This is a genomic window from Paraburkholderia sp. CHISQ3 (assembly GCF_030464945.1).
Taxonomy (GTDB): Bacteria; Pseudomonadota; Gammaproteobacteria; order Burkholderiales; family Burkholderiaceae; genus Paraburkholderia; species Paraburkholderia megapolitana.
This window is the reverse complement of record NZ_JALPRG010000008.1, coordinates 42,982-63,172: the sequence shown is the minus strand read 5'-3', so window position 1 is coordinate 63,172 and position 20,191 is coordinate 42,982. Positions and strand designations below refer to the sequence as shown.

16 protein-coding genes and 1 tRNA gene are annotated in these 20,191 nt (G+C 63.4%); 4 read left to right on the top strand and 13 right to left on the bottom strand.

From position 1 onward, the window contains the following. Positions 1-5: 5 nt before the first annotated feature. The 11 genes from queE to def form a co-directional block, all read right to left on the bottom strand. The gene (gene queE, locus M0D65_RS19835) at positions 6-638 is read right to left on the bottom strand and encodes a 7-carboxy-7-deazaguanine synthase (RefSeq protein WP_091019385.1); all 633 of its coding nucleotides are present in this window, start codon (positions 636-638) and stop codon (positions 6-8) included. Between the two features lie 126 nt (positions 639-764). Then, the gene (gene queC / locus M0D65_RS19830; RefSeq protein ID WP_091019382.1) at positions 765-1,496 is read right to left on the bottom strand and encodes a 7-cyano-7-deazaguanine synthase QueC; all 732 of its coding nucleotides are present in this window, start codon (positions 1,494-1,496) and stop codon (positions 765-767) included. Positions 1,497-1,895: 399 nt separating this feature from the next. Continuing rightward, positions 1,896-1,971, bottom strand: a tRNA-Phe gene (locus M0D65_RS19825). A gap of 71 nt (positions 1,972-2,042) precedes the next feature. Beyond that, positions 2,043-2,735: a response regulator transcription factor EsaR gene (gene esaR / locus M0D65_RS19820; protein WP_266254218.1), complete on the bottom strand. Its 693-nt coding sequence runs from the start codon at positions 2,733-2,735 to the stop codon at positions 2,043-2,045. Continuing rightward, entirely contained in the window at positions 2,736-5,150 is a 2,415-nt protein-coding gene (locus M0D65_RS19815; protein WP_091019378.1) for a PAS domain-containing sensor histidine kinase, read from the bottom strand. Next, positions 5,140-5,730, bottom strand: coding sequence for a DUF4390 domain-containing protein (locus tag M0D65_RS19810; RefSeq protein ID WP_091019376.1), 591 nt, complete (start codon positions 5,728-5,730; stop codon positions 5,140-5,142). Before M0D65_RS19810 ends, M0D65_RS19815 begins: the two co-directional genes overlap by 11 nt. Further along, complete coding sequence (rsmB, locus tag M0D65_RS19805; protein WP_266254217.1) at positions 5,727-7,151, bottom strand: 16S rRNA (cytosine(967)-C(5))-methyltransferase RsmB; 1,425 nt, start codon at positions 7,149-7,151, stop codon at positions 5,727-5,729. The genes M0D65_RS19810 and rsmB overlap by 4 nt, the downstream gene beginning before the upstream one ends. A 209-nt stretch (positions 7,152-7,360) precedes the next feature. Then, positions 7,361-8,218 (bottom strand): zinc metalloprotease HtpX, encoded by an 858-nt coding sequence (gene htpX, locus M0D65_RS19800; protein ID WP_091019371.1) that lies wholly within the window; start codon positions 8,216-8,218, stop codon positions 7,361-7,363. A 116-nt stretch (positions 8,219-8,334) separates the two neighbouring features. Next, positions 8,335-8,979 (bottom strand): LysE family translocator, encoded by a 645-nt coding sequence (locus M0D65_RS19795; protein WP_266254216.1) that lies wholly within the window; start codon positions 8,977-8,979, stop codon positions 8,335-8,337. 39 nt (positions 8,980-9,018) lie between these two features. Further along, on the bottom strand, positions 9,019-10,002 hold the full coding sequence (gene fmt, locus M0D65_RS19790; protein ID WP_266254215.1) for a methionyl-tRNA formyltransferase: 984 nt from the start codon (positions 10,000-10,002) through the stop codon (positions 9,019-9,021). Between the two features lie 31 nt (positions 10,003-10,033). Beyond that, a complete protein-coding gene (def, locus tag M0D65_RS19785) occupies positions 10,034-10,537 on the bottom strand; it encodes a peptide deformylase (protein ID WP_091019366.1) in 504 nt (167 codons plus the stop codon). Between the two features lie 263 nt (positions 10,538-10,800). On the opposite strand from def, the gene dprA reads away from it, so the two are divergent. From dprA to M0D65_RS19770, 3 genes are all read left to right on the top strand, one after another. Next, the gene (dprA, locus tag M0D65_RS19780; RefSeq protein ID WP_266254214.1) at positions 10,801-11,943 is read left to right on the top strand and encodes a DNA-processing protein DprA; all 1,143 of its coding nucleotides are present in this window, start codon (positions 10,801-10,803) and stop codon (positions 11,941-11,943) included. Positions 11,944-11,999: 56 nt separating this feature from the next. Next, complete coding sequence (locus M0D65_RS19775; protein WP_091019362.1) at positions 12,000-12,377, top strand: thioredoxin family protein; 378 nt, start codon at positions 12,000-12,002, stop codon at positions 12,375-12,377. A gap of 277 nt (positions 12,378-12,654) precedes the next feature. After that, positions 12,655-15,303, top strand: coding sequence for a DNA topoisomerase III (locus tag M0D65_RS19770; protein WP_091019360.1), 2,649 nt, complete (start codon positions 12,655-12,657; stop codon positions 15,301-15,303). A 168-nt stretch (positions 15,304-15,471) separates the two neighbouring features. Here the strand turns inward: M0D65_RS19770 and M0D65_RS19765 are convergent, their stop codons facing one another. Together M0D65_RS19765 and M0D65_RS19760 are read right to left on the bottom strand one after the other, a co-directional pair. Further along, positions 15,472-16,560: a LysR family transcriptional regulator gene (locus tag M0D65_RS19765; RefSeq protein WP_091019358.1), complete on the bottom strand. Its 1,089-nt coding sequence runs from the start codon at positions 16,558-16,560 to the stop codon at positions 15,472-15,474. A gap of 331 nt (positions 16,561-16,891) precedes the next feature. Continuing rightward, positions 16,892-18,748, bottom strand: a complete 1,857-nt coding sequence (locus tag M0D65_RS19760; protein WP_266254213.1) for a phosphoenolpyruvate carboxykinase (GTP) — start codon at positions 18,746-18,748, stop codon at positions 16,892-16,894. Positions 18,749-19,166: 418 nt separating this feature from the next. Between M0D65_RS19760 and M0D65_RS19755 the strand changes: the two genes are divergently transcribed. Further along, positions 19,167-20,180 (top strand): D-2-hydroxyacid dehydrogenase family protein, encoded by a 1,014-nt coding sequence (locus tag M0D65_RS19755; protein ID WP_266254212.1) that lies wholly within the window; start codon positions 19,167-19,169, stop codon positions 20,178-20,180. Positions 20,181-20,191: the final 11 nt, after the last annotated feature.

The window sequence follows — 20,191 nt, the reverse complement described above, 5'->3', positions numbered from 1 at the left end:
GCAAATCAGGGAATATTCAGGTACTTGTGAGTCTGCATCGACAGGCGCCACTGCGGATGGCGTTTGCACCAGTCGATCGCGAGCTTCGTATTGATGTCGCGCGACGGACCGTCCATCGGCTGGACGAGGAAATAATCGAACTCGAGCTTCGCGTAGTCGGCGAGGCGCTGGTTGTCCTGCGGCACGACGACCTTCAGCTCGTTGCCCTTCGTCACGACGAGCGGCGCATCGGCTTTCGGGCTCACGCAGATCCAGTCGATCGTCTCGAGCACCGGCAGCGAGCCGTTGGTCTCGATCGCGATCTCGAAGCCCGCTGCATGCAGTGCGTCGACGAAGGGCGGGTCCATCTGCAGCATCGGTTCGCCGCCCGTGCACACGACGAAGCGGTTGTCTTCGCCCTGCGGCCACTGCGCGGCGATCATCGCGACAAGCTCTTCGGCGCTGCGATACTTGCCGCCGTTCTCGCCGTCGGTGCCGACGAAATCCGTATCGCAAAAGCGGCACACGGCATCCGCGCGATCTTCCTCGCGGCCCGACCACAGATTGCAGCCGGCGAACCGGCAGAACACAGCCGGGCGCCCGGCGTTCGCGCCCTCGCCCTGCAACGTGTAGAAGATTTCCTTGACTGCGTACGTCATGCTGCTTTTCGCCTAAGACTCCAGATCACTCACCTGATTGGCTGGCATCTGCCATGCCGGTGCTGCGCGAGTGCGCACTGAACTTCAATATCCCAACCGCGCGCGTTATCGCGCTCCTACCGCATTTCATGCGGGCGCCGTCACCTTCTCGCCGACGAGATACGCCTCGTAACCGCGCTTGCGCAACCGGCACGCCGGACACTCGCCGCAACCGAATCCCCATGCATGCAACTCCGCCCGTTCGCCGACGTAGCAGGTATGCGTCTCGACCCGCACCAGCTCGACCAGTTCGTCGCCACCGAGTGTGTGCGCGAGCCGCCATGTGTCAGCCTTGTCGAGCCACATCAACGGCGTTTCGAGCAGCAGGCGCGTAGCCATGCCGAGATTGAGCGTCACCTGCAGCGCCTTCATCGTGTCGTCGCGGCAGTCGGGATAGCCCGAAAAATCGGTCTCGCACATCCCGCCGACCAACACCTGCAAACCCCGCCGATACGCAATCGCCGCAGCGATCGTCATGAACATCAGATTGCGGCCCGGCACGAACGTGTTCGGCAAACCGTTGGCGGCGGTCTCGATCTGGATTTCGCGCGTCATCGCGGTATCGCTGATCGCGCCGAGCACCGACAGGTCGATCGTGTGATCGTCGCCGAGTCGCGCGGCCCATGCGGGAAAGCGCTGCACGATGGCCTGCCGGAAACCTTCGCGGCATTCGAGTTCGACCCGGTGCCGCTGCCCGTAATCGAAGCCCAGCGTCTCGACCGTTTCATATCGTTCGAGCGCCCAGGCAAGGCATGTGGCCGAATCCTGGCCGCCTGAAAACAGCACCAGCGCGCTGCTTTTAGCGTCTTTGCGGGTCACCGTGAAACTCCGTGAAGATGAGTGCCGCGCCGCTGCATTGCCGTGCCGTACACCGTCGGCAACGCAGCGTCGCGCGCCGGCACCGCGCCGGCTCAAGCAGTATAGGCCGCGCCTTCCGCACGCAGAGTCGCTGGGCACTTATACCGCTGATATACCGCTGATCGTTGGGCGGAGACGTCCGCGCGATATCGACACGATGTACGCTCTCGACGCCCAGAAACGAAAAGGACTTGCGGCACGCTTCAGGCAAGGCCAGCAAGTCCTTGAAAACGTGCGATTTTATCATCGGGGCCGAAGTGGTGCTTGCGGGCCACCGCTGTGGCTGGCAGCAGCCTCGCTGCATTTCGGACCAGCATATGAAAAACCCCAGGAATCTTGCGATTTCCTGGGGCTGAATTCTGGTGGCCTGGGGCGGAATCGAACCACCGACACGCGGATTTTCAATCCGCTGCTCTACCAACTGAGCTACCGGGCCAACGAAGAAGCGAGAGTATAGCAAAGCACTCGACGCAGCTCAAGCCCCTTGATGATTTATCCCGCCAGACCCTACTCGCCCTTGTTCTTGCCGAGATCGACGCCGAGTTGCTTCAGCTTCCGGTACAGGTGAGTCCGCTCGAGCCCGGTCTTTTCCGCGACGCGCGTCATGCTGCCGTTTTCGCGCGCGAGGTGATACTCGAAGTACGCGCGCTCGAACGCATCGCGTGCATCGCGCAGTGGAATGTCGAACGAGATCGCCGCGGTCTGGTTCGGCACGGTGTTACCGCCGATGCCGTCGCTTGCGAGCACAGGCAGCGCCGCCGCCGAGGCCACCGTCGCCCCGCCGGCCGGCGCCGCGGGCTTCGCTGCTGCACCGCCGGCTGCCGGCACCGCATTGCCGCCGCGTGCGAGACCCTGTTCGACGGCCTTCAGCAGCTTCTGCAACGCAATCGGCTTCTCGAGAAAATTGAGTGCGCCGATCTTCGTCGCTTCGACCGCGGTGTCGATGGTGGCGTGACCGGACATCATGATGACCGGCATCGTGAGTTGCCCTTGCGCAGCCCACTCTTTCAGCAACGTCACGCCATCGGTATCGGGCATCCAGATATCGAGCAGCACCAGATCGGGCGCCTGACGTTGCCGCAGTTCGCGCGCTTCCTGCGCGTTCTCCGCCACTTCCACGACATGCCCTTCATCGCTCAGGATCTCCGAGAGCAATTCCCGGATGCCCATTTCGTCGTCTACCACCAGGATGGTTGCCATTTACGCTGCCCTTGTCTGCACTGTTGCTTTTGTCGTTCCCTGCAACGCTGCGCCGTGCGTCGTCTGCGGTCCTGCGTCGGGCGCTGCCGTATCGTCTGCGAGTTGCAGAAAGAGGATCGAGATCTGCGCGCCCTCGACCACATCGCCCGCCTTGAGCCGGTTGCGAATGTCGATACGTGCGCCGTGTTCGTCGACGATCTTCTTGACCATCGCGAGACCGAGTCCTGTCCCTTTGGCCTTGGTCGTCACGTAAGGTTCGAATGCGCGAGTCAGTATGCGCGCGGGGAACCCCGGGCCGTTGTCCGTCACAGTCAGCCGAACCGCGATGCGTACCTTTCCTTCCGCGTCGGGGTCTCCGTATTCTACTGTCCTCGTCTCGAGCAACACGCGAGGTTCCGCAATCTCGGCCACTGCGTCCTGCGCGTTCTGCAGCAGATTGTGGATCACCTGCCGCAATTGCGTCGCGTCGCCGCGAATGACCGGCAGTTCCGCCAGCTCCACCGCAATCGCGCTCTTGCCTTCCTCGATCCCGTACAGCGTCATCACTTCGCTGACCAGCTCGTTGAGCTGCAGGTTCGCCAGTACCGCGGGCGGCGTGCGCGCGTAGTCGCGGAAATTGTCGACCATCTGCTTCATCGCCGCGACCTGGTTGACGATCGTGGTCGCGCCGCGCTTCAACACGTCGGCATCAGACGGACCGAGCTTGTCCGCGAGCTTCATCTGCAGCCGTTCCGCCGACAACTGGATCGGCGTGAGCGGATTCTTGATTTCATGCGCCAGACGCCGTGCCACTTCGCCCCATGCAATCGAACGCTGTGCCGAGATCACGTCGGAGATATCGTCAAAGACGACCACATAGCCCGCCGTTTGCACGTCGGCCACATCGCCTTCGGCGGCAGCGAAGAGCCGGGCGCCGCGCACGAGCAGCGTCAACGGATCGGTTTCGCCGGGCACTTCCACCGAAAATTGCTGCTGCCAGTGGCCGCGATCGTCGCCGTCGCGGCTCGCCGCTTCGCGGTCGGCGAACGCCTTGCGCACCATCGCGCCGAACTCGGCCAGCACGCCGATGCGATCGAGCGCCGAGCCGAGCACCGCCTGGAACTGCTGGCGGAAAATCCGCTCGGCGCCGCGGTTCGCGGTGGTCAACCGGAACTGCCGGTCGAACACGAACACACCGGCCGTGAGATTCGCGAGAATACTTTCGAGGTAGGCCTTCGAATGTTCGAGTGCGATACGGTTGTTCTCAACGGCGGCGCGCGCTTCGGAAAGCTGTCGGGTCATCGCGTTGAACGACTGGGTCAGGAAGCCGAGTTCATCGCGCGACTTGATTTCGCGCTTGGGCGTGTAGTCGCCCTCGGTCACTTCCTTCGTCCCCTGCGCGAGCAGGAACAGCGGCCGCGCAAGCTGATTGCCGAGCGCGAGCGCGATCATCATCGCGATGAAGGTCGCGAGAAACAGCGCAAGCGTGAGCGTGCCGATGTACATCTTGCGCAGCCCCGTGCGGCCAAGCGACTTCTCCTGGTACTCGCGGTACGCGCGCTGCACCGCGTCGGCGTTACGCGCGAGCGTCGGCGAGACCGGCTGTGTCAGTTGCAGGAAACGCTCTGCGGGCTGCAGCAGCGAGGCGTTCGAATCCGGAATGAGCGTCACGACGCGCAGCCGCAGCGCTCCTTTCGGACCGTGCGCGGCGGGGTCGCCGTCCACTTCGCCTTCGATGGCCGCGTAGCCGCGGCCGCGTGCCTGATCGATCATCATCTGTGTCGGCACGTCGCTCGGCACCAGTGTCGAGTAATTGCTCGACGCCTGCGCGACAACGCGCATACCCGGCGTCGCGCCCGACATACTGGGCGGCGCGGGCGCGACGATCGTCGCATCCTGCACGCTGAACTGATCGCGCAACCGCAGCAGCGTGAGCGTCGTGCCTGGGGCATCGGCGCTCGCGATCTGGTCGGCCATCAACCGCGCCTTCGTCTGCAGATCGGACAGCGATGCGTCGAGCATGCCGCGCCCGAGGTTCAGCCCCGACGTCAGCGCGGTCTCGACGTTGACGTCGAACCACGACTCGATACTGCGCGACACGAACTGGTACGACACGACATAGATGATGCCGCCCGGCACCACACCGACGAGCGCAAAGAAGAACGCGAGCTTCGCGAGCAACCGCGTGCCGAACTTCCCTCTGCGCAACCGCATGATGATGATGCCGACCAGCACCGTCACGATCAGCATGAAGATCAGCGCGACCGCGATGTTGGCCGCGTAGAGCCAGCCGTAGTAGCGATCGAAGAATTCGGTGTTCGCGCTCGCGGCGGCCAGCAGCACGAGCAGCAGCACAGCCGTCACACCGACCGTCGAGACCAGCACGCGCGCGACGATGCTGCTCACACTGGTGACGCGGCGTACGCTATTTAGCACGTTCGGTCACCGTGAAGGTAAAGCGTTTCCAGTCGGAAACGAGATTCCAGTCGCGGTTGTTGACCGCGTCGATCTGGAACGGCTTGGGCATCAATGCGACGTCGAGCTGCATGCGCACCGATGCGGTATAGGTTTCTCCAGGATGCACGTCATTACGTTCGATCACGTGCCACGACGTGATGTGCTTGATCACGGCGAGCGCGTCGCTGAGCGTCGGGAAGCCCTGCTGCAAGCCGCCGCTCGACACCCGGTATTCGCGCGTGAGCGGCTGGAACGACAGCCGGATGCTCTGCGACACGCTCACGGGCTGCTCGTCGAACCAGTACCAGCGTGGGCGGCTTAATTCGAAATCGGTGGTGAAGTACAGCGGGATGCCGCGATTGACCGCGTCTTCAAGGCTGCTGTTCAGCTCGAAGTCGAAGCGGGCATCGAGCGCCCAGCCGTTGCCGTCAGACTGCAGCGATGCGCGTTGCACGGCGATCGAATCGGCGCGCGCCTGGCCGGCTGCGGTCAGGCAAACGGCCAGCGCGAACCAGAGCACGGCCGCGAACCGAAGCGGGAAGAAGCGTTTGATGATCACCGTTTCTGAAAGCGCGCGTAGAAGAATCCGTCGTGGTCAGCGTGCTGGCCGGTGGAATGCCCAGCCAGGGAACCGGCCGATGCGTCGGCGGGCACGCGGGCAGCCGCGGGCAGCAGTTGCCCCGGCGCGTCCAATCGTACCGCATCCGGGTAGAGGTTTCCAAACCACTGTGCCTGCAGTTCGCCCTCTTCCGGGAAGATCGAACACGTGACGTAGAGCAGTTCTCCGCCTGTTTTCAGCAGCGGCCAGAGTGCCTGCAGGATACGGCGCTGTTCGGCGACGAGGGCGGGGATGTCGGATGCTCGTCGCAGCCAGCGGATGTCGGGATGCCGGCGCACGATGCCCGACGCCGAGCACGGCACGTCGGCGAGAATCCGGTCGTACGGTTTGCCGTCGTGCCACGCGGTGGGGTCGCCTGCGTCGCCGATGCGGATTTCCGCTTCGAGCTGCAAACGCTGCAGGTTTTCGCCGATGCGGCGCGCCCGCGACGCGTCGCTTTCGAGCGCGACGACTTCGACATCGGCAAGTTCGAGCAGATGTCCGGTCTTGCCGCCGGGCGCCGCGCAGGCGTCGAGGATGCGCATGCCGTCGCGCGCATCGAGTAGCGGTGCGGCGAGTTGCGCGCCAGCATCCTGCACGGACACCACACCGTCGACGAAACCGGGAATGCGTTCGACCGAGGTCGGCGTGGCGAGTCGCACCGCATACGCGCCCACATGGGTCGCGGCGATGCCCTGGTCGCTCAGCATCTGTAGATAGGCATCGACGGTGGAGTGGCGCGGATTAACCCGCAGCGTCAGAGGACCCTGTACGTTACCGGCCGCAAGCACGTCCTGCCATGAGTCGGGCCACGCGCGCCGGACCGCATCGAGCCACCACGACGGGTAATTCCAGCGCGCCACCTCGTCGGCCTGCAAGGCGTCGAGCAGCGCGGCCCGCTCGCGCAGGAAGCCGCGCAGCACCGCATTGACGAGCCCCTTTGCGAACGCGAACTCGCGTCGACCACCGATCGCATTCACCGCTTGATCGACCACCGTGAACGGCGCATAGGCCGCGGCGTCGCCTTCGTCGATGAGCAGCGCGAACGCACAGGCGAGCACGTTGGCCACGTGCGGCGGCGGCTCCTTGTGCAGCCGTTGTGCGATCAGCCAGTCGGCGCTCCCGAGACGGCGCATCGTCGTGTAGGCGATGTCCTGCACGGCACCGCGCGCGATGGCCGCGTCGCTGTCTTTCCCGAACGCAAAAAGACCCTGCACGGCAGCCGGCAGCGCGGAGCCGGCGCGTACCGCGCCGATTGCCTGAGCGGCGCTGTCGAGTGCGAAGCCGAGGGAGTCGGGGGCAAGATGCAGTGCCGACAGGCGGGATTCGCGCTCACGCGGCGCCGGTTGGGAAGAGGAACGCTGGGAAGGCTTTCGGGTCATGGAGAATGCGCGGGCAGGCCGCGCAGTACGCGCGACACAAACGGGACATTGTAACTTGGCGGGCCTGGGCGGCCGGTGGATACCGTTAGCGTGCAAACGGCGGTAGACCGCGACAAACAATGTTGGGGAATGAAAAAGCGAACCCTGAGAAGGTTCGCTTTTTCTGATGGGGCACGCACGATGTATCGCGCCGCCCTTAGGTCCTCACGCTAGTCGAAGCGCCCGGTGCGCGCCATCTCCATGAGCCGGGCGACGCGTTCTTCGGTGGCCGGGTGCGTCGAAAACAGGTTCGCGATACCGCCACTCGCGAGCGGATTCATGATCATCATCTGCGCGGTGGCCGGGTGTGCTTCCGCGGTCGGGAATGGGACGCCGCTCGCGTAGCGATGGATTTTATCGAGCGCGCTGGCCAGCGCCTGCGGATCGCCCGAAATCTGCGCGCCGCCGCGGTCCGCTTCGAATTCGCGCGCACGCGAAATCGCCATCTGGATCAGCGCGCCGGCAATCGGCGCCAGCAGCGCAACAGCGATGCTCGCGATAGGGTTGGTCGCACGGCCGTTCTCGTCGCGACCGCCAAAGAACATCGCGAAGTTCGCCAGAGCGGAAATCGCGCCGGCCATGGTCGCGGAGATCGTCGAGATCAGGATGTCGCGGTGCTTCACGTGCGCGAGCTCGTGCGCCATCACACCGCGCATTTCGCGCTCGGACAGCACCCGCAGAATGCCCGTGGTAGCCGCCACCGCCGCATGCTCGGGGTTGCGGCCGGTCGCAAACGCGTTCGGTGCGTCTTCGTTGATCAGGTAGACGCGCGGCATCGGCAGGTTGGCGCGTGTCGCGAGTTCGCGGACCATCCGGTAGAACTGCGGTGCGCTGGCCTCGTCGACTTCCTGCGCGTTGTACATGCGCAGGACCATCTTGTCCGAGAACCAGTAAGAGAAGAAATTCATGCCGAGTGCGATCAGCAGCGCGAGCATCATGCCGCGCTGGCCGCCGATCATCCCGCCGATAACAACAAAAAGGGCCGTGATCGCGGCCATCAACACCGTGGTTTTGACCCAATTGAACATGTTCGTTACTCCTTGCCCGGTTGCAGGTTCATATCTCGTGCCGTCTTCCAGGCGATATGCTGGGGACGCCCGATTGTAAGCTTTCTGTTAGATATGGGCTTGCAAGGATAATTCAATCATCGTGTTGCAGTAGCGAGCTTAACGCCAAGACCGACGAACGCACTGCCGACCCCACGGTCCAGCCAGCGCTTCACGCCCGGTTTGCCGGAAAAGCGCTGCGTGACGCTACCGGCGATCCACGCGACGAAGCTGTTCCACACCATGCTCATCGCGACGAACACGAGCCCGAGCGTGAGAAAGGCCCATGCCTTGTGATCGCTCGCGGTCGTGACGAACTGCGGGAAGAACGAGACGAAGAACAGCACGACCTTCGGGTTCAGCACGTTGGTCCAGAAGCCTTGCAGGAACAGTTGCCGCAGCGATTTCGGCGCGCCGGCGGCCTGCGCTGCGGTTCCCGCTACCGGTTTCGAGTCCGCTTTGGTGAGGATCAGGCGCACACCGAGGTAGATCAGATACATCGCGCCGACGAACTTGATCACGGTGAACGCGGTCGCCGATGCCGCCAGTAGCGCCGTCAGCCCGAACGCACAGGCAAGCGAATGTACGCAGCAACCCGCCGATATACCGAGTGCCGAAATCAACCCAGCGCCACGGCCTTGAGCAACGCTGCGCCCAACGATATAAGCCGTATCGGGGCCGGGCGTCACGTTCAGCAGGAAAACGGCGACGACGAAAAATCCGAAATGGGTGATGCCGAACATGAAAACCTCAGAGGCGCGCGCAGGCGCTTATTGTTCCGCTTATTGCCCGTCAGGAAGCTGGAAACGTTGTCCCGCGGCCAACGTGGAGCCGGCGAGAAATTCGCGTGCAGGCAGGCGCTTGCCGCCTGGCTTCTGTAGTTGCGTGAGCCGCAGCACACCTTCGCCGCAGGCTACCGCAACGCCTTCCGGCGCGACCTGGACGATCGTGCCCGGTGTGGCGTCGGTACGCATCTCGACCGGTGCTGCGGCCCAAATCTTCAGCGCCGTGCCGTCGAGCGTCGCCACACCGCCGGGAAACGGATCGAAAGCGCGCACCTGGCGGGCCAGCACCGCAGCGGGGCGACGCCAGTCGAGCGTCGCTTCGTGTTTGTCGATCTTCGCGGCATAGGTGGCGCCGTCGGCAGGCTGCGGCACGTTGTGCAGCTTGCTGCTGCGTTCGAGTTCGACCAGCGCCTCGACGATCAGCGTTGCGCCCGCCTGCGCGAGCCGGTCGTGCAGGGTCGCGGTCGTATCGTCGGGATGGATCGGCGTGCGCGCCTCGGAGATCATCGCGCCGGTATCGAGGCCGGCGTCCATCTGCATCAGCGTGATGCCGGTCTGCGTGTCGCCGGCTTCGATCGCGCGATGGATCGGCGCAGCGCCGCGCCAGCGCGGCAACAGCGACGCATGAATATTGATGCAGCCGTGCGGTGCGATATCGAGCACTTCCTGCGGCAGCAGCAGGCCGTAGGCGGCGACCACCATCACATCGTGGGGCGTTGCCTTTAGCTGCTCGATGGCGGCAGTGGCTTCGGCGGGAAACTTACCGGTGCGTCGCAGCGACGGCGGTTGCGCAACCGCGAGCCCGTGTTCTTCGGCGAAACGCTTGACCGGGCTGGCCTGCAGTTTCATACCGCGCCCCGCCGGCCGATCCGGCTGGGTCAGCACGAGCGGCACCGCAAACCCAGCCGCATGGATCGCAGCGAGCGCCGCCGCGGCAAATTCAGGGGTACCGGCAAAGACGACGCGCAGCGTATGACTCATGAGTGGAAGCAAAAGGCGGGGTAGGCGCGCATTACATCGCGTGAGCGAGTTTCTTCATCCGCGTCTTGATGCGGCTCTGCTTCAGCGGCGACAGATACTCGACGAACACGTGGCCCAGCAGGTGATCCATCTCGTGCTGGATGCACACCGCGAGCAAGCCCTCGCAGTCGATCTCGAAGCTCTCGCCCTTCTCGTTCAATGCCCGCACGCGCACCTTCTCGGCACGTTCGACGTCGTCGTAGATGCCCGGCACCGACAGACAGCCTTCTTCGGAGAGTTTCTTCTCGTCGCTCTTCCAGACGATTTCCGGGTTGATGAACACGCGCAGTTCATCGTGCGTCTCGGACACGTCGATCACGACGACACGCTCATGCACGTCGACCTGGGTTGCGGCGAGGCCGACGCCGGGCGCGGCATACATCGTTTCGGCCATGTCGGCGACCAGGCGGCGGATGCGGTCGTTGACCGTCTCGACGGGCTTCGCGACCTTGTAGAGGCGCTTGTCCGGGTAATTGAGGATGTTGAGTAAAGCCATATTCGTGAAGTGAGTGATCCGGCCTGGCGGTGCGGTTCGACGCGGTTCAGTGGCGGAACTGCTGACCGTTCGGCCAGCTTGTGAGCCCATCGCGGTGCGCAGAGGATATGCGGGTGAACCAGTTCGGTTCAATGCATAGCTCCACGCGCACACGCGCCGCCGCATGCAGTTTCGGAAATTCTTTGCCGGAGATTATTTCGGATGATGAAAATTTTAACATGGCCCTTCACCGACCGTCGGGCGCACCTGTGGGAGGGCCACCCATGCACGTACTGCCGATGACCGGAGATGAGCTCGCCGGCTGGCTCCGGCTCGCCATGGCAAAGGGGTTGAGTCCCACCGCACTGCGCCTGTTGCTCGACACGTTTGGTCTGCCGGACGCGGTGCTGGGGCAGCCGTATGCGTCGCTTGCCGCGATCGTCGGCGAGGCCGCGGCCCGTGCCGCGCTTGCGGCACCCAGCGCGGATTTCCCTGGCTATGTCGACACCGTGCGTAAGTGGTGCGAGGGGCACGGCAACGCGGTCGTGACACTAGCCGATCCGGCCTACCCGCCGATGCTGCTGACCATGCCCGACCCGCCGCCCCTGCTATATGTAAAAGGACGGATCGACCGGTTGCACGTGCCGGGCATTGCGGTGGTCGGCAGTCGTAGCGCCACGCCACAGGGCATCGAGGACGCGGAGCGTTTCGCACGTGCGTTTTCCGACGCCGGCGTGGTCGTCGTGTCGGGGCTGGCGCTCGGTATCGACGGCGCGGCGCATCGCGGGGCGCTTGCCGGGTCTGCCGGCACTGTCGCCGTGATCGGTACCGGCGCCGACCTCGTGTATCCGGCGGCCCACCATGCGCTCGCGCACCAGATCGCCCAGTCGGGCGCGATCATGACCGAATGGCCGCTCGGCACGCCCGCGCGCTCCGCTCACTTCCCGCAGCGCAACAGGCTGATCGCTGGGTTGGTCCGTGGTGTACTGATCGTCGAGGCCGCGATGCGCTCCGGCTCGCTGATCACCGCGCGGCTCGCGAACGAAATGGGTCGGGACGTGTTTGCGCTGCCGGGCTCGATTCACGCGCCGCTATCACGCGGTAGCCACCGGATGATCAAGCAGGGCGCAAAACTCGTCGAAACCCCGGAGGAGGTGCTGGAGGAACTGGGGCTGAATGCGGCGGCGGCCGCTGGAGGAGGCGAAAAACCGCCTCCCGCGGAGGTACCGGCCGGATCCAGCCTCGCGCCGGACGCGCAACGGCTGCTCGATGCGCTAGGTCACGCACCGGCAACACTTGAAATTCTTGCCGCCCGCACCGAAATGGACGACACGACGTTGCAGAGCATGCTGCTGCAGCTCGAGCTGGCGGGGCATCTGACGGTTCTGCAGGGCGGCCGGTTCATCCGGGCTCATCACGGACAATGACCCGCCATGCTACATTCGCGCCAAAAGCTCCCGCCTCCAGCACCCAAGGAACCGACATGCCCGCGCTGAACCTCGACACCGACCAGGACCGGATCGCCGAGCACGTCAATCGCCCCGGCACGCTATTTGTGGCGTGTCTGTGCGCCGAGTGGTGCGGTACCTGCCGGGACTACCGGGCGGCCTTCGACGCACTGGCTGACCGGCATCCCGAAGTCTGTTTCGCGTGGATCGACATCGAAAACCATGCCGACCGCTTCGACGACCTCGATGTGGAGAATTTTCCGACCATCCTGATCGAAGACGCGGTGACGACACGGTTCTTCGGGACCGTATTGCCGCAGGCAGCCATCGTAGAACGGATGCTCGCCGATCTCACTGCATTACCTGGTGTGACCGGCGCGCCGAAGTTGCGACCGGCACTGGCCGTTGCCTGATCTGCTGGCTGAGCCGTTACCCGAACCGGTGCTCGCCGGCTGAAAGCGAGCCGGCACGGGCGTTGCGCGCCGGAAGCAGTAAAGGCTGCCGACACTTGCTCAATAAGTAGACACGCAATTATGATGGCTCGCTTTTTCCGGCCACAGAATCGCTGTTGCTTCAGCGTGTGCTATAAAGCGGTCGTTAATGGGTCGCCACTCCGGGTCGCCCCTGGTCTATAAGCCGGGGCGATAGACCGAAGGGCCAATACCCGAATCCACCAACTCACATCCAGTCATGTCCAAAGCACTGATCATCGCCGAAAAGCCTTCCGTCGCGAACGACATCGCGCGCGCTTTGGGCGGTTTTACCAAGCATGACGAGTACTTCGAGAGCGACGAATTCGTGCTCTCGTCGGCGGTCGGCCACCTGCTGGAGATCGCGGCACCGGAAGATTACGAAGTCAAGCGCGGGAAATGGAGTTTCGCCAATCTCCCCGTTATCCCCCCGCATTTTGACCTCAACCCGATCGCAAAAAGCGAGTCGCGCCTGAAGGTGCTGATGAAGCTGATCAAGCGCAAGGACGTCGAGCGCCTGATCAATGCATGCGATGCGGGACGCGAAGGCGAACTGATTTTTCGCCTGATCGCGCAGCACTCCAAGTCGAAGCAACCGGTTCAGCGCCTGTGGCTGCAATCGATGACGCCCGCCGCGATTCGCGACGGCTTCGCGCATCTGCGCAGCGACGAGGACATGCAACCGCTCGCCGATGCGGCGCGCTGCCGGTCGGAAGCGGACTGGCTGGTCGGCATCAACGGCACGCGTGCGATGACCGCGTTCAACAGCAAGGGCGGCGGCTTCTTCCTGACGACTGTTGGCCGGGTACAGACGCCAACGCTGTCGATCGTCGTCGAACGCGAAGAGAAGATTCGCCGTTTCGTGCCGCGCGACTACTGGGAAGTGAAGGCGGAATTCGTCTGCGCGGGCGGCTTTTACGAGGGCCGCTGGTTCGATACCAAGTTCAAGCGCGACGAGTTCGACCCCGAGAAGCGCGATTCGCGCCTGTGGAGCGTGCCGGCCGCCGAGACGATCGTCGCTGCCTGCCGCGGCCAGCTTGGCACCGTCACGGAAGAATCGAAGCCGTCCACGCAGCTTTCGCCGGCGCTGTTCGACCTGACGAGCCTGCAGCGCGAAGCAAACGGGCGCTTTGGTTTCTCCGCAAAGAACACCCTCGGTCTCGCCCAGGCGCTGTATGAACGGCACAAGGTGCTGACCTACCCGCGTACCGATGCACGCGCGCTGCCGGAAGACTACATCGACACGGTGAAAGACACGCTCACCATGCTCAAGGAGAGCAACAACTACCTGCCGTTCGCCAAGCAGGTACTCGACAAGGGCTGGGTGAAGCCGAACAAGCGCATCTTCGATAACTCGAAGATCAGCGATCACTTCGCTATCATCCCGACGCTGCAAGCGCCGAAGGCGCTGTCCGAGCCGGAGCAGAAGCTGTACGACCTCGTCGTCAAGCGCTTCCTCGCGGTGTTCTTCCCGGCCGCCGAATCCCGGGTGACGACGCGCATCACCGAAGTCGTCGGCCATCACTTCAAGACCGAAGGCAAGGTGCTGGTCGAGCCGGGCTGGCTGCAGATCTACGGACGCGAAACGAGCGGCGAAGACGCGAATCTCGTGCCGGTGCAGAAGGACGAGAAGGTCAAGACCGACAAGATCGCGGCCCAGGCGCTCGTCACGAAACCGCCGGCACGCTACAACGAAGCAACGCTGCTCTCGGCCATGGAAGGCGCAGGCAAGCTCGTCGAAGACGACGACCTGCGCGAAGCAATGGCCGCGAAGGGGCTCGGCACGCCGGCCACGCGTGCGGCAATCATCGAAGGGCTGCTTGGCGAAAAGTATCTGATCCGCGAAGGCCGCGACATGATTCCGACCGCCAAGGCGTTCCAGCTGATGACGCTGCTGCGCGGGCTCGACGTCAAGGAACTGACCGCGCCGGAGTTGACCGGCGAGTGGGAATACAAGCTGTCGCAGATGGAGCGCGGTAATCTGCCGCGCGACGCGTTCATGCAGGAAATTGCCCGCATGACGCAAACCATCGTCAAGCGCGCGAAAGAGTACGACTCGGACACGATCCCCGGCGACTACGCGACGCTGCAAACACCGTGTCCGAACTGCGGTGGTCAGGTGAAGGAAAACTACCGGCGCTTCGCCTGTACGAAGTGCGAGTTCTCGATTTCGAAGATTCCGGGTAGCCGGCAATTCGAAATCGAGGAAGTCGAAGAGCTGCTGCAGAAGAAGGTGATTGGTCCGCTATCGGGCTTCCGCAGCAAGATGGGGCGGCCGTTCTCGGCGATCCTGAAGCTGTCGTTCGACGAAGACACGAAGAACTACAAGCTCGAATTCGATTTCGGCCAGGACTCGGGTGGCGAAGACGGTGAAGTGCCTGACTTCTCGGACCAGCAGCCCGTCGGTGCCTGTCCGAAATGCAAGGCGCGCATCTATGAGCACGGGATGAGCTATGTCTGCGAGAACTCGGTGGCCAACCCGAAGACTTGCGACTTCCGTTCGGGCAAGGTGATTCTCCAGCAGGAGATCACGCGCGAACAGATGGCGAAGCTGCTCGAAGAAGGTCGCACCGATCTGCTGACGAACTTCAAATCGTCGCGGACCGGCCGCAACTTCAAGGCGTTCCTCGTCAAGCAGAGCGACGGCAAGATCGGCTTCGAGTTCGAGAAGAAAGAACCGTCGGCAAAGACTGCGGCTAAAACTGCGGCGGCGAAATCGGCAGCAAAGGCGACGGCTGGCGGTGACGATGATGAAGACGAAAGCGCACCGGTGAAGGCGACGCCGGCCAGCAAGAAGGCCGCTGTCAAAACCACGGCGGCCCGGAAAGCACCGGCGAAGAAGACTGCCGCGCGCAAGACGGGTTCGTAGTCCGTTGTAGCTGCCCGGCTTTGACGGCCGGGCCGAAGCCAGCAAACGACAAAAAGAGCGCAGCCACTTGATGAGGTGACTGCGCTCTTTTCTTTGTACTGCGTTTGACCGCGCGTTACCGCGTTATGGCTTGCGCTCGTGGGCCATCAGGCGTCCACGCTCAACACCTCACAGCGTCGACAACACCGTCGACCGCGTACGCGCAGGCGACGACTTCGACTGACTGGTGGGCGGCGAGATCTCATTGTCGAGCAGACTGGACAGCGGCTCGGCGCCGTCGAATGCCTCCGGTGCGAGCATGTGCGCCGAATCGTGAGCGGGGTTGCCGATGCCGTCCTTGATCCACTGCTCGCCGAGCAGGCTATTCGGCGTCTGGCTGAAATGCTCGACCAGATGATCGATGAACGTGCGCACCTTGGCCGGCAGATGGCGCCGGCTCGGGTAAGCAATGTTGATCTCGACCTGCGGCAACCGGTAATCGCGCAACAACCGGACAAGCCGACCGCGCGTGCTGTCGCGCCCGATCAGGTAGCTGGGCAGAATCGCGATGCCCATGCCGAGCAGCGAGAACTGCCGCAGCATTTCCGTGTTGTTCGCGACGATGACGTTGGTCGGGCGCACCCGGACTTCGCCTTCCGGCCCGGTGAAGACCCGCTCGTCGCCCCAGTATTCGGACGGCAGCGACAGGCACGGATGCTCGAGCAGATGCTCGGGGCGCGTCGGTGTGCCATGCTTTTCCAGGTAGGCGGGCGTCGCGCAAACGGTCATGCAGCCGGTGGTCAGGCGCCGCGTCACGATGCTGGCGCTGCGCATCTGCCGCGCAATCACGATACCGACGTCGAATCCTTCTTCGACCAGATCGACCTGCCGGTCGACCAGTGTCACGTCCGGAACCACCTTCGGGTAACGTTCCGCGTAGGTTTGCAACACCGGCGCGAGATTGTGCAGCCCGAACACCACCGGTGCCACGATCCGCAGGGTACCGACCGGTTCATGATTACGCGCGACGACCATCTGCTCGACGTCTTCGAGCTCGTCGAGAATCTGGCGCGCACGCTCGAGGTACACCTGACCGGATTCGGTCAGCGAGAGGCTGCGGGTTGTACGATTGAGGAGACGCGTGCCAAGCCGGCTTTCGAGATCGGCGACGTGGCGAGTTGCTACTGCATTGGAAATATCCATCGCGCTGGCCGCGCGGGCGAAACTGCCGAGGTCCGACACGCGGACGAATACTCGCATCGACTGCAAATGATCCATGGGACAACTCCTGCCGTGTTACAGCTTCTTGAATAACTATGAAGCAATCTCGTAATTCTCCTACGACTCCCAAATTCCTGCAGAAGTTGCCTAAGTTGCAGCATTTTTGATTGAAATTCGTGCGACTGTATTCCCCAGCGTAGTGCATCGCACTCGATTATTCCCTCAATGGAAACAATCTGCTGCATCGCAGCTAGCATTACGCGCATTGCTAGAACAGCGAGAATGTCTGTCGCATAAAGGGAAAGGCCGAAGAAAGTGTCAAAACGACCTCCAGAAAACATAAAGGCCGCCCGAGGGCGGCCTTTATGCGAAGTGGATACTCACATGGTCAGGCGGCGAGGCGACTCTCTAATGTCGTACGAGTGCGTTCCAGCGCCTCGGGCAAGCCTTGCTGCAGTGTGTCAAATAGTTCCGCATGCAACGCGAGCTCCTCGCGCCATGCTGCATCGTCGACGGAGATCACTTCGTCGAACTGCTGCTGCGTAAAGTCGAGGCCGCGCCAGTCGATATCCTCATAGCGCGGCGACACGCCGAACGCATGCTCGTCGCCGCGCGCGGCGCCCTCGATCCGGCCGACCATCCAGCGCAGCACCCGCATGTTCTCGCCAAAACCCGGCCACGCAAACTTGCCGTCCGCGCCCTTGCGAAACCAGTTGACGCAGAAGATGCGCGGCAGCTTCGCGCCCAGTTGCTGCAGACGTTCGCCGGTGTTCAGCCAGTGATCGAAGTAGTCGCTCATGTTGTAGCCGCAGAACGGCAGCATGGCGAACGGATCTCGCCGCACCACGCCCTGCTTGCCCGCGGCGGCGGCTGTCGTCTCGGAGCCCATGGTCGCGGCCATGTAGACGCCTTCGGTCCAGTTGCGCGCTTCGGTGACGAGCGGCACCGTGGTCGAGCGGCGGCCACCGAAGATAAACGCATCGAGCGGAACGCCAGCCGGATTTTCCCAGTCCGCGTCGATCGACGGGCATTGGGCCGCGGGCGCGGTGAAGCGCGCATTCGGATGGGCGGCCTTGCGCCCGCTTTCTTTCGCGCTAGCGGGCGTCCAGTCTTGGCCCTGCCAGTCGATCAGGTGTGCGGGCGGCTCGTCGGTCATGCCTTCCCACCAGACGTCGCCATCGTCGGTCAGGGCGACGTTGGTGAAGATCACGTTCTCTTTCAGCGTCGCCATCGCGTTGAAGTTGGTCTTCTCGCTGGTGCCCGGCGCGACGCCGAAGTAGCCCGCTTCGGGATTGATCGCGTACAGACGCCCATCCTTGCCGGGCTTGATCCACGCGATATCGTCGCCGATCGTCGAGATCTGCCAGCCGTTCATGCCCTCGGGCGGGATCAGCATGGCGAAATTGGTCTTGCCGCAGGCCGACGGAAACGCCGCCGCCACGTGATGCTTGCGCCCTTCCGGCGACGTCACGCCGAGAATCAGCATGTGCTCAGCGAGCCAGCCTTCGTCGCGCCCCATCGTCGACGCAATGCGCAGCGCAAAGCATTTCTTGCCGAGCAGTGCGTTGCCGCCATAGCCCGAGCCGTAGCTCCAGATCTCGCGGGTTTCGGGGAAGTGAACGATGTACTTCGTGTCGTTGCACGGCCACGGCACGTCTTGCTGGCCGGCGGCGAGCGGCGCGCCCACCGAATGCACACAGGGCACGAACTCGCCGTCTTCGCCGAGCACGTCGTACACCTTGCGGCCCATGCGCGTCATGATCCGCATGTTGGTCGCGACGTAGGGGCTGTCGGACAGTTCGACGCCGATATGGGCGATGGGCGAACCAAGTGGCCCCATCGAGAACGGCACAACGTACATGGTGCGGCCGCTCATCGAGCCTTCAAACAGGCCATCGAGGGTCGAGCGCATTTCGGCGGGCGCGATCCAGTTGTTGGTCGGCCCCGCGTCCTCGCGGCGTTGCGAGCAGATGAAGGTTCGATCCTCGACGCGCGCGACATCGGATGGATTGGAGCATGCCAGATAGGAATTCGGTCGCTTTGCAGGATTGAGTTTCTTCATCGTGCCGGCTTCGACCATCTGTGCGCAGAGCCGGTCGTATTCCTCCTGCGAGCCGTCGCACCAGACGACGCGCGCGGGCTTCGTCTGCGCCGCGACACGCTGCACCCAGTCGATCAATTTTCGGTGTTTGACCCAGGCGGGCGCCTCAATGGCCGTGTTTCCTGCGAAAGCGGGATGATTCATCGAGCTGTCTCCGTTTTGTACAAGCTATTAGAAAAACGGTACAAGCCCAGCAGACACACTGCGTGCGAGAGGCATCCAGCCCGGCGGTGCCCAAACAATCCGGCCCGCCGCGGCCGTGGTATGTCGTGAAGGGCCGCTCAGCCTGTTGCCTCGTCTCGTGCCGCTCGCCCTGCGGTTTACCCTGACCGCTTTTGCTCACCGCGGTCTGCAACCTTCTGTAAAGCGGCTTGCGTCGACAAGCAACAAGCTGATAAAAACCTAGTGAATCTGTCTTGCTATCCGGCGCCGTCCATCGTGGCGGCGCCTTGTATGGTGAGGCATCCCATCCGTCCCGCGTGTGCCGTAAGTCACATGTTGGGACAGCCAGCATAACACCTCATTCCGCGCCTCCGTGGTGCGCCGCAAAACACTAATGCCCATGAAGATTGCCATCCTCGACGACTATCAGGACGCCGTCCGCAAGCTCGATTGCTTCCATTTGCTGGCCGACCACGAGGTCAAGGTCTTTAACAACAGCGTCCGTGGGCTGGGCCAACTGGCCAGCCGGCTTTCCGAAATCGACGCGCTGGTGCTGATCCGCGAGCGGACCCGCATCAACTCGCAGTTGCTCGACAAACTGCCGCACCTGCGGATGATCAGCCAGACCGGCAAGGTGTCGAGCCATATCGATCTCCCGGCCTGCACCGAGCGCGGCATTGCGGTTCTCGAAGGAACCGGCTCACCGACCGCCCCGGCTGAACTGACCTGGGCGCTCATCATGGCGGCGCAGCGGCGCATCCCGCAGTACGTGGCAAATCTGAAGCAGGGCGCCTGGCAGCAGTCGGGACTGAAGACCTCGGCGCTGCCGCCGAACTTCGGGCTTGGCCAGGTGCTGCGGGGCCAGACGCTCGGTATCTGGGGCTACGGCAAGATCGGCAGGCTCGTGGCCGGTTATGGCAAGGCGTTTGGCATGAACGTGCTGATCTGGGGGCGCGAGCATTCGCTCGAGGCGGCGCGGGCCGACGGCTACGGGATCGCGGAAAGCCGTGAGGCGCTGTTCGAGCAAAGCGACGTGCTGTCGCTGCATCTGCGGTTACACGACGACACGCGTGGCATCGTCAGGCAGGAAGATCTGCTGCGGATGAAACCGACGGCCCTGCTCGTCAACACGAGCCGCGCGGAACTGCTCGAGGAAAATGCGCTCGTCAACGCGCTGTCGAAAAACCGGCCCGGCATGGTCGCCATCGATGTCTACGAAAGCGAGCCGATCCTGCAGGGCTACAGTCTGCTGCGCATGGAAAACGTGATCTGCACGCCGCACATCGGTTACGTCGAGCGCGAAAGCTACGAACTGTATTTCGGCGCGGCGTTCAGGAATATTCTTGCGTTCGACGGTGGCGATCTGTCGAGCGTCGCCAATCCGGATGCGTTGCAGGGTGGTCGGCGCCGCTGATCTGTGTGAGC

Bases quoted from the DNA above. Each gene is read 5' to 3' on its own strand.
- M0D65_RS19755 (WP_266254212.1), top strand. From the start codon at position 19,167: ATGAAGATTGCCATCCTCGACGACTATCAGGACGCCGTCCGCAAGCTC.
- M0D65_RS19795 (WP_266254216.1), bottom strand. From the start codon at position 8,979: ATGTTCGGCATCACCCATTTCGGATTTTTCGTCGTCGCCGTTTTCCTG.
- M0D65_RS19770 (WP_091019360.1), top strand. From the start codon at position 12,655: ATGTCCAAAGCACTGATCATCGCCGAAAAGCCTTCCGTCGCGAACGAC.
- rsmB (WP_266254217.1), bottom strand. From the start codon at position 7,151: ATGACCCGAAAGCCTTCCCAGCGTTCCTCTTCCCAACCGGCGCCGCGT.
- M0D65_RS19760 (WP_266254213.1), bottom strand. From the start codon at position 18,748: ATGAATCATCCCGCTTTCGCAGGAAACACGGCCATTGAGGCGCCCGCC.
- def (WP_091019366.1), bottom strand. From the start codon at position 10,537: ATGGCTTTACTCAACATCCTCAATTACCCGGACAAGCGCCTCTACAAG.
- dprA (WP_266254214.1), top strand. From the start codon at position 10,801: ATGCACGTACTGCCGATGACCGGAGATGAGCTCGCCGGCTGGCTCCGG.
- htpX (WP_091019371.1), bottom strand. From the start codon at position 8,218: ATGTTCAATTGGGTCAAAACCACGGTGTTGATGGCCGCGATCACGGCC.
- M0D65_RS19765 (WP_091019358.1), bottom strand. From the start codon at position 16,560: ATGGATCATTTGCAGTCGATGCGAGTATTCGTCCGCGTGTCGGACCTC.
- M0D65_RS19775 (WP_091019362.1), top strand. From the start codon at position 12,000: ATGCCCGCGCTGAACCTCGACACCGACCAGGACCGGATCGCCGAGCAC.
- queE (WP_091019385.1), bottom strand. From the start codon at position 638: ATGACGTACGCAGTCAAGGAAATCTTCTACACGTTGCAGGGCGAGGGC.
- fmt (WP_266254215.1), bottom strand. From the start codon at position 10,002: ATGAGTCATACGCTGCGCGTCGTCTTTGCCGGTACCCCTGAATTTGCC.
- esaR (WP_266254218.1), bottom strand. From the start codon at position 2,735: ATGGCAACCATCCTGGTGGTAGACGACGAAATGGGCATCCGGGAATTG.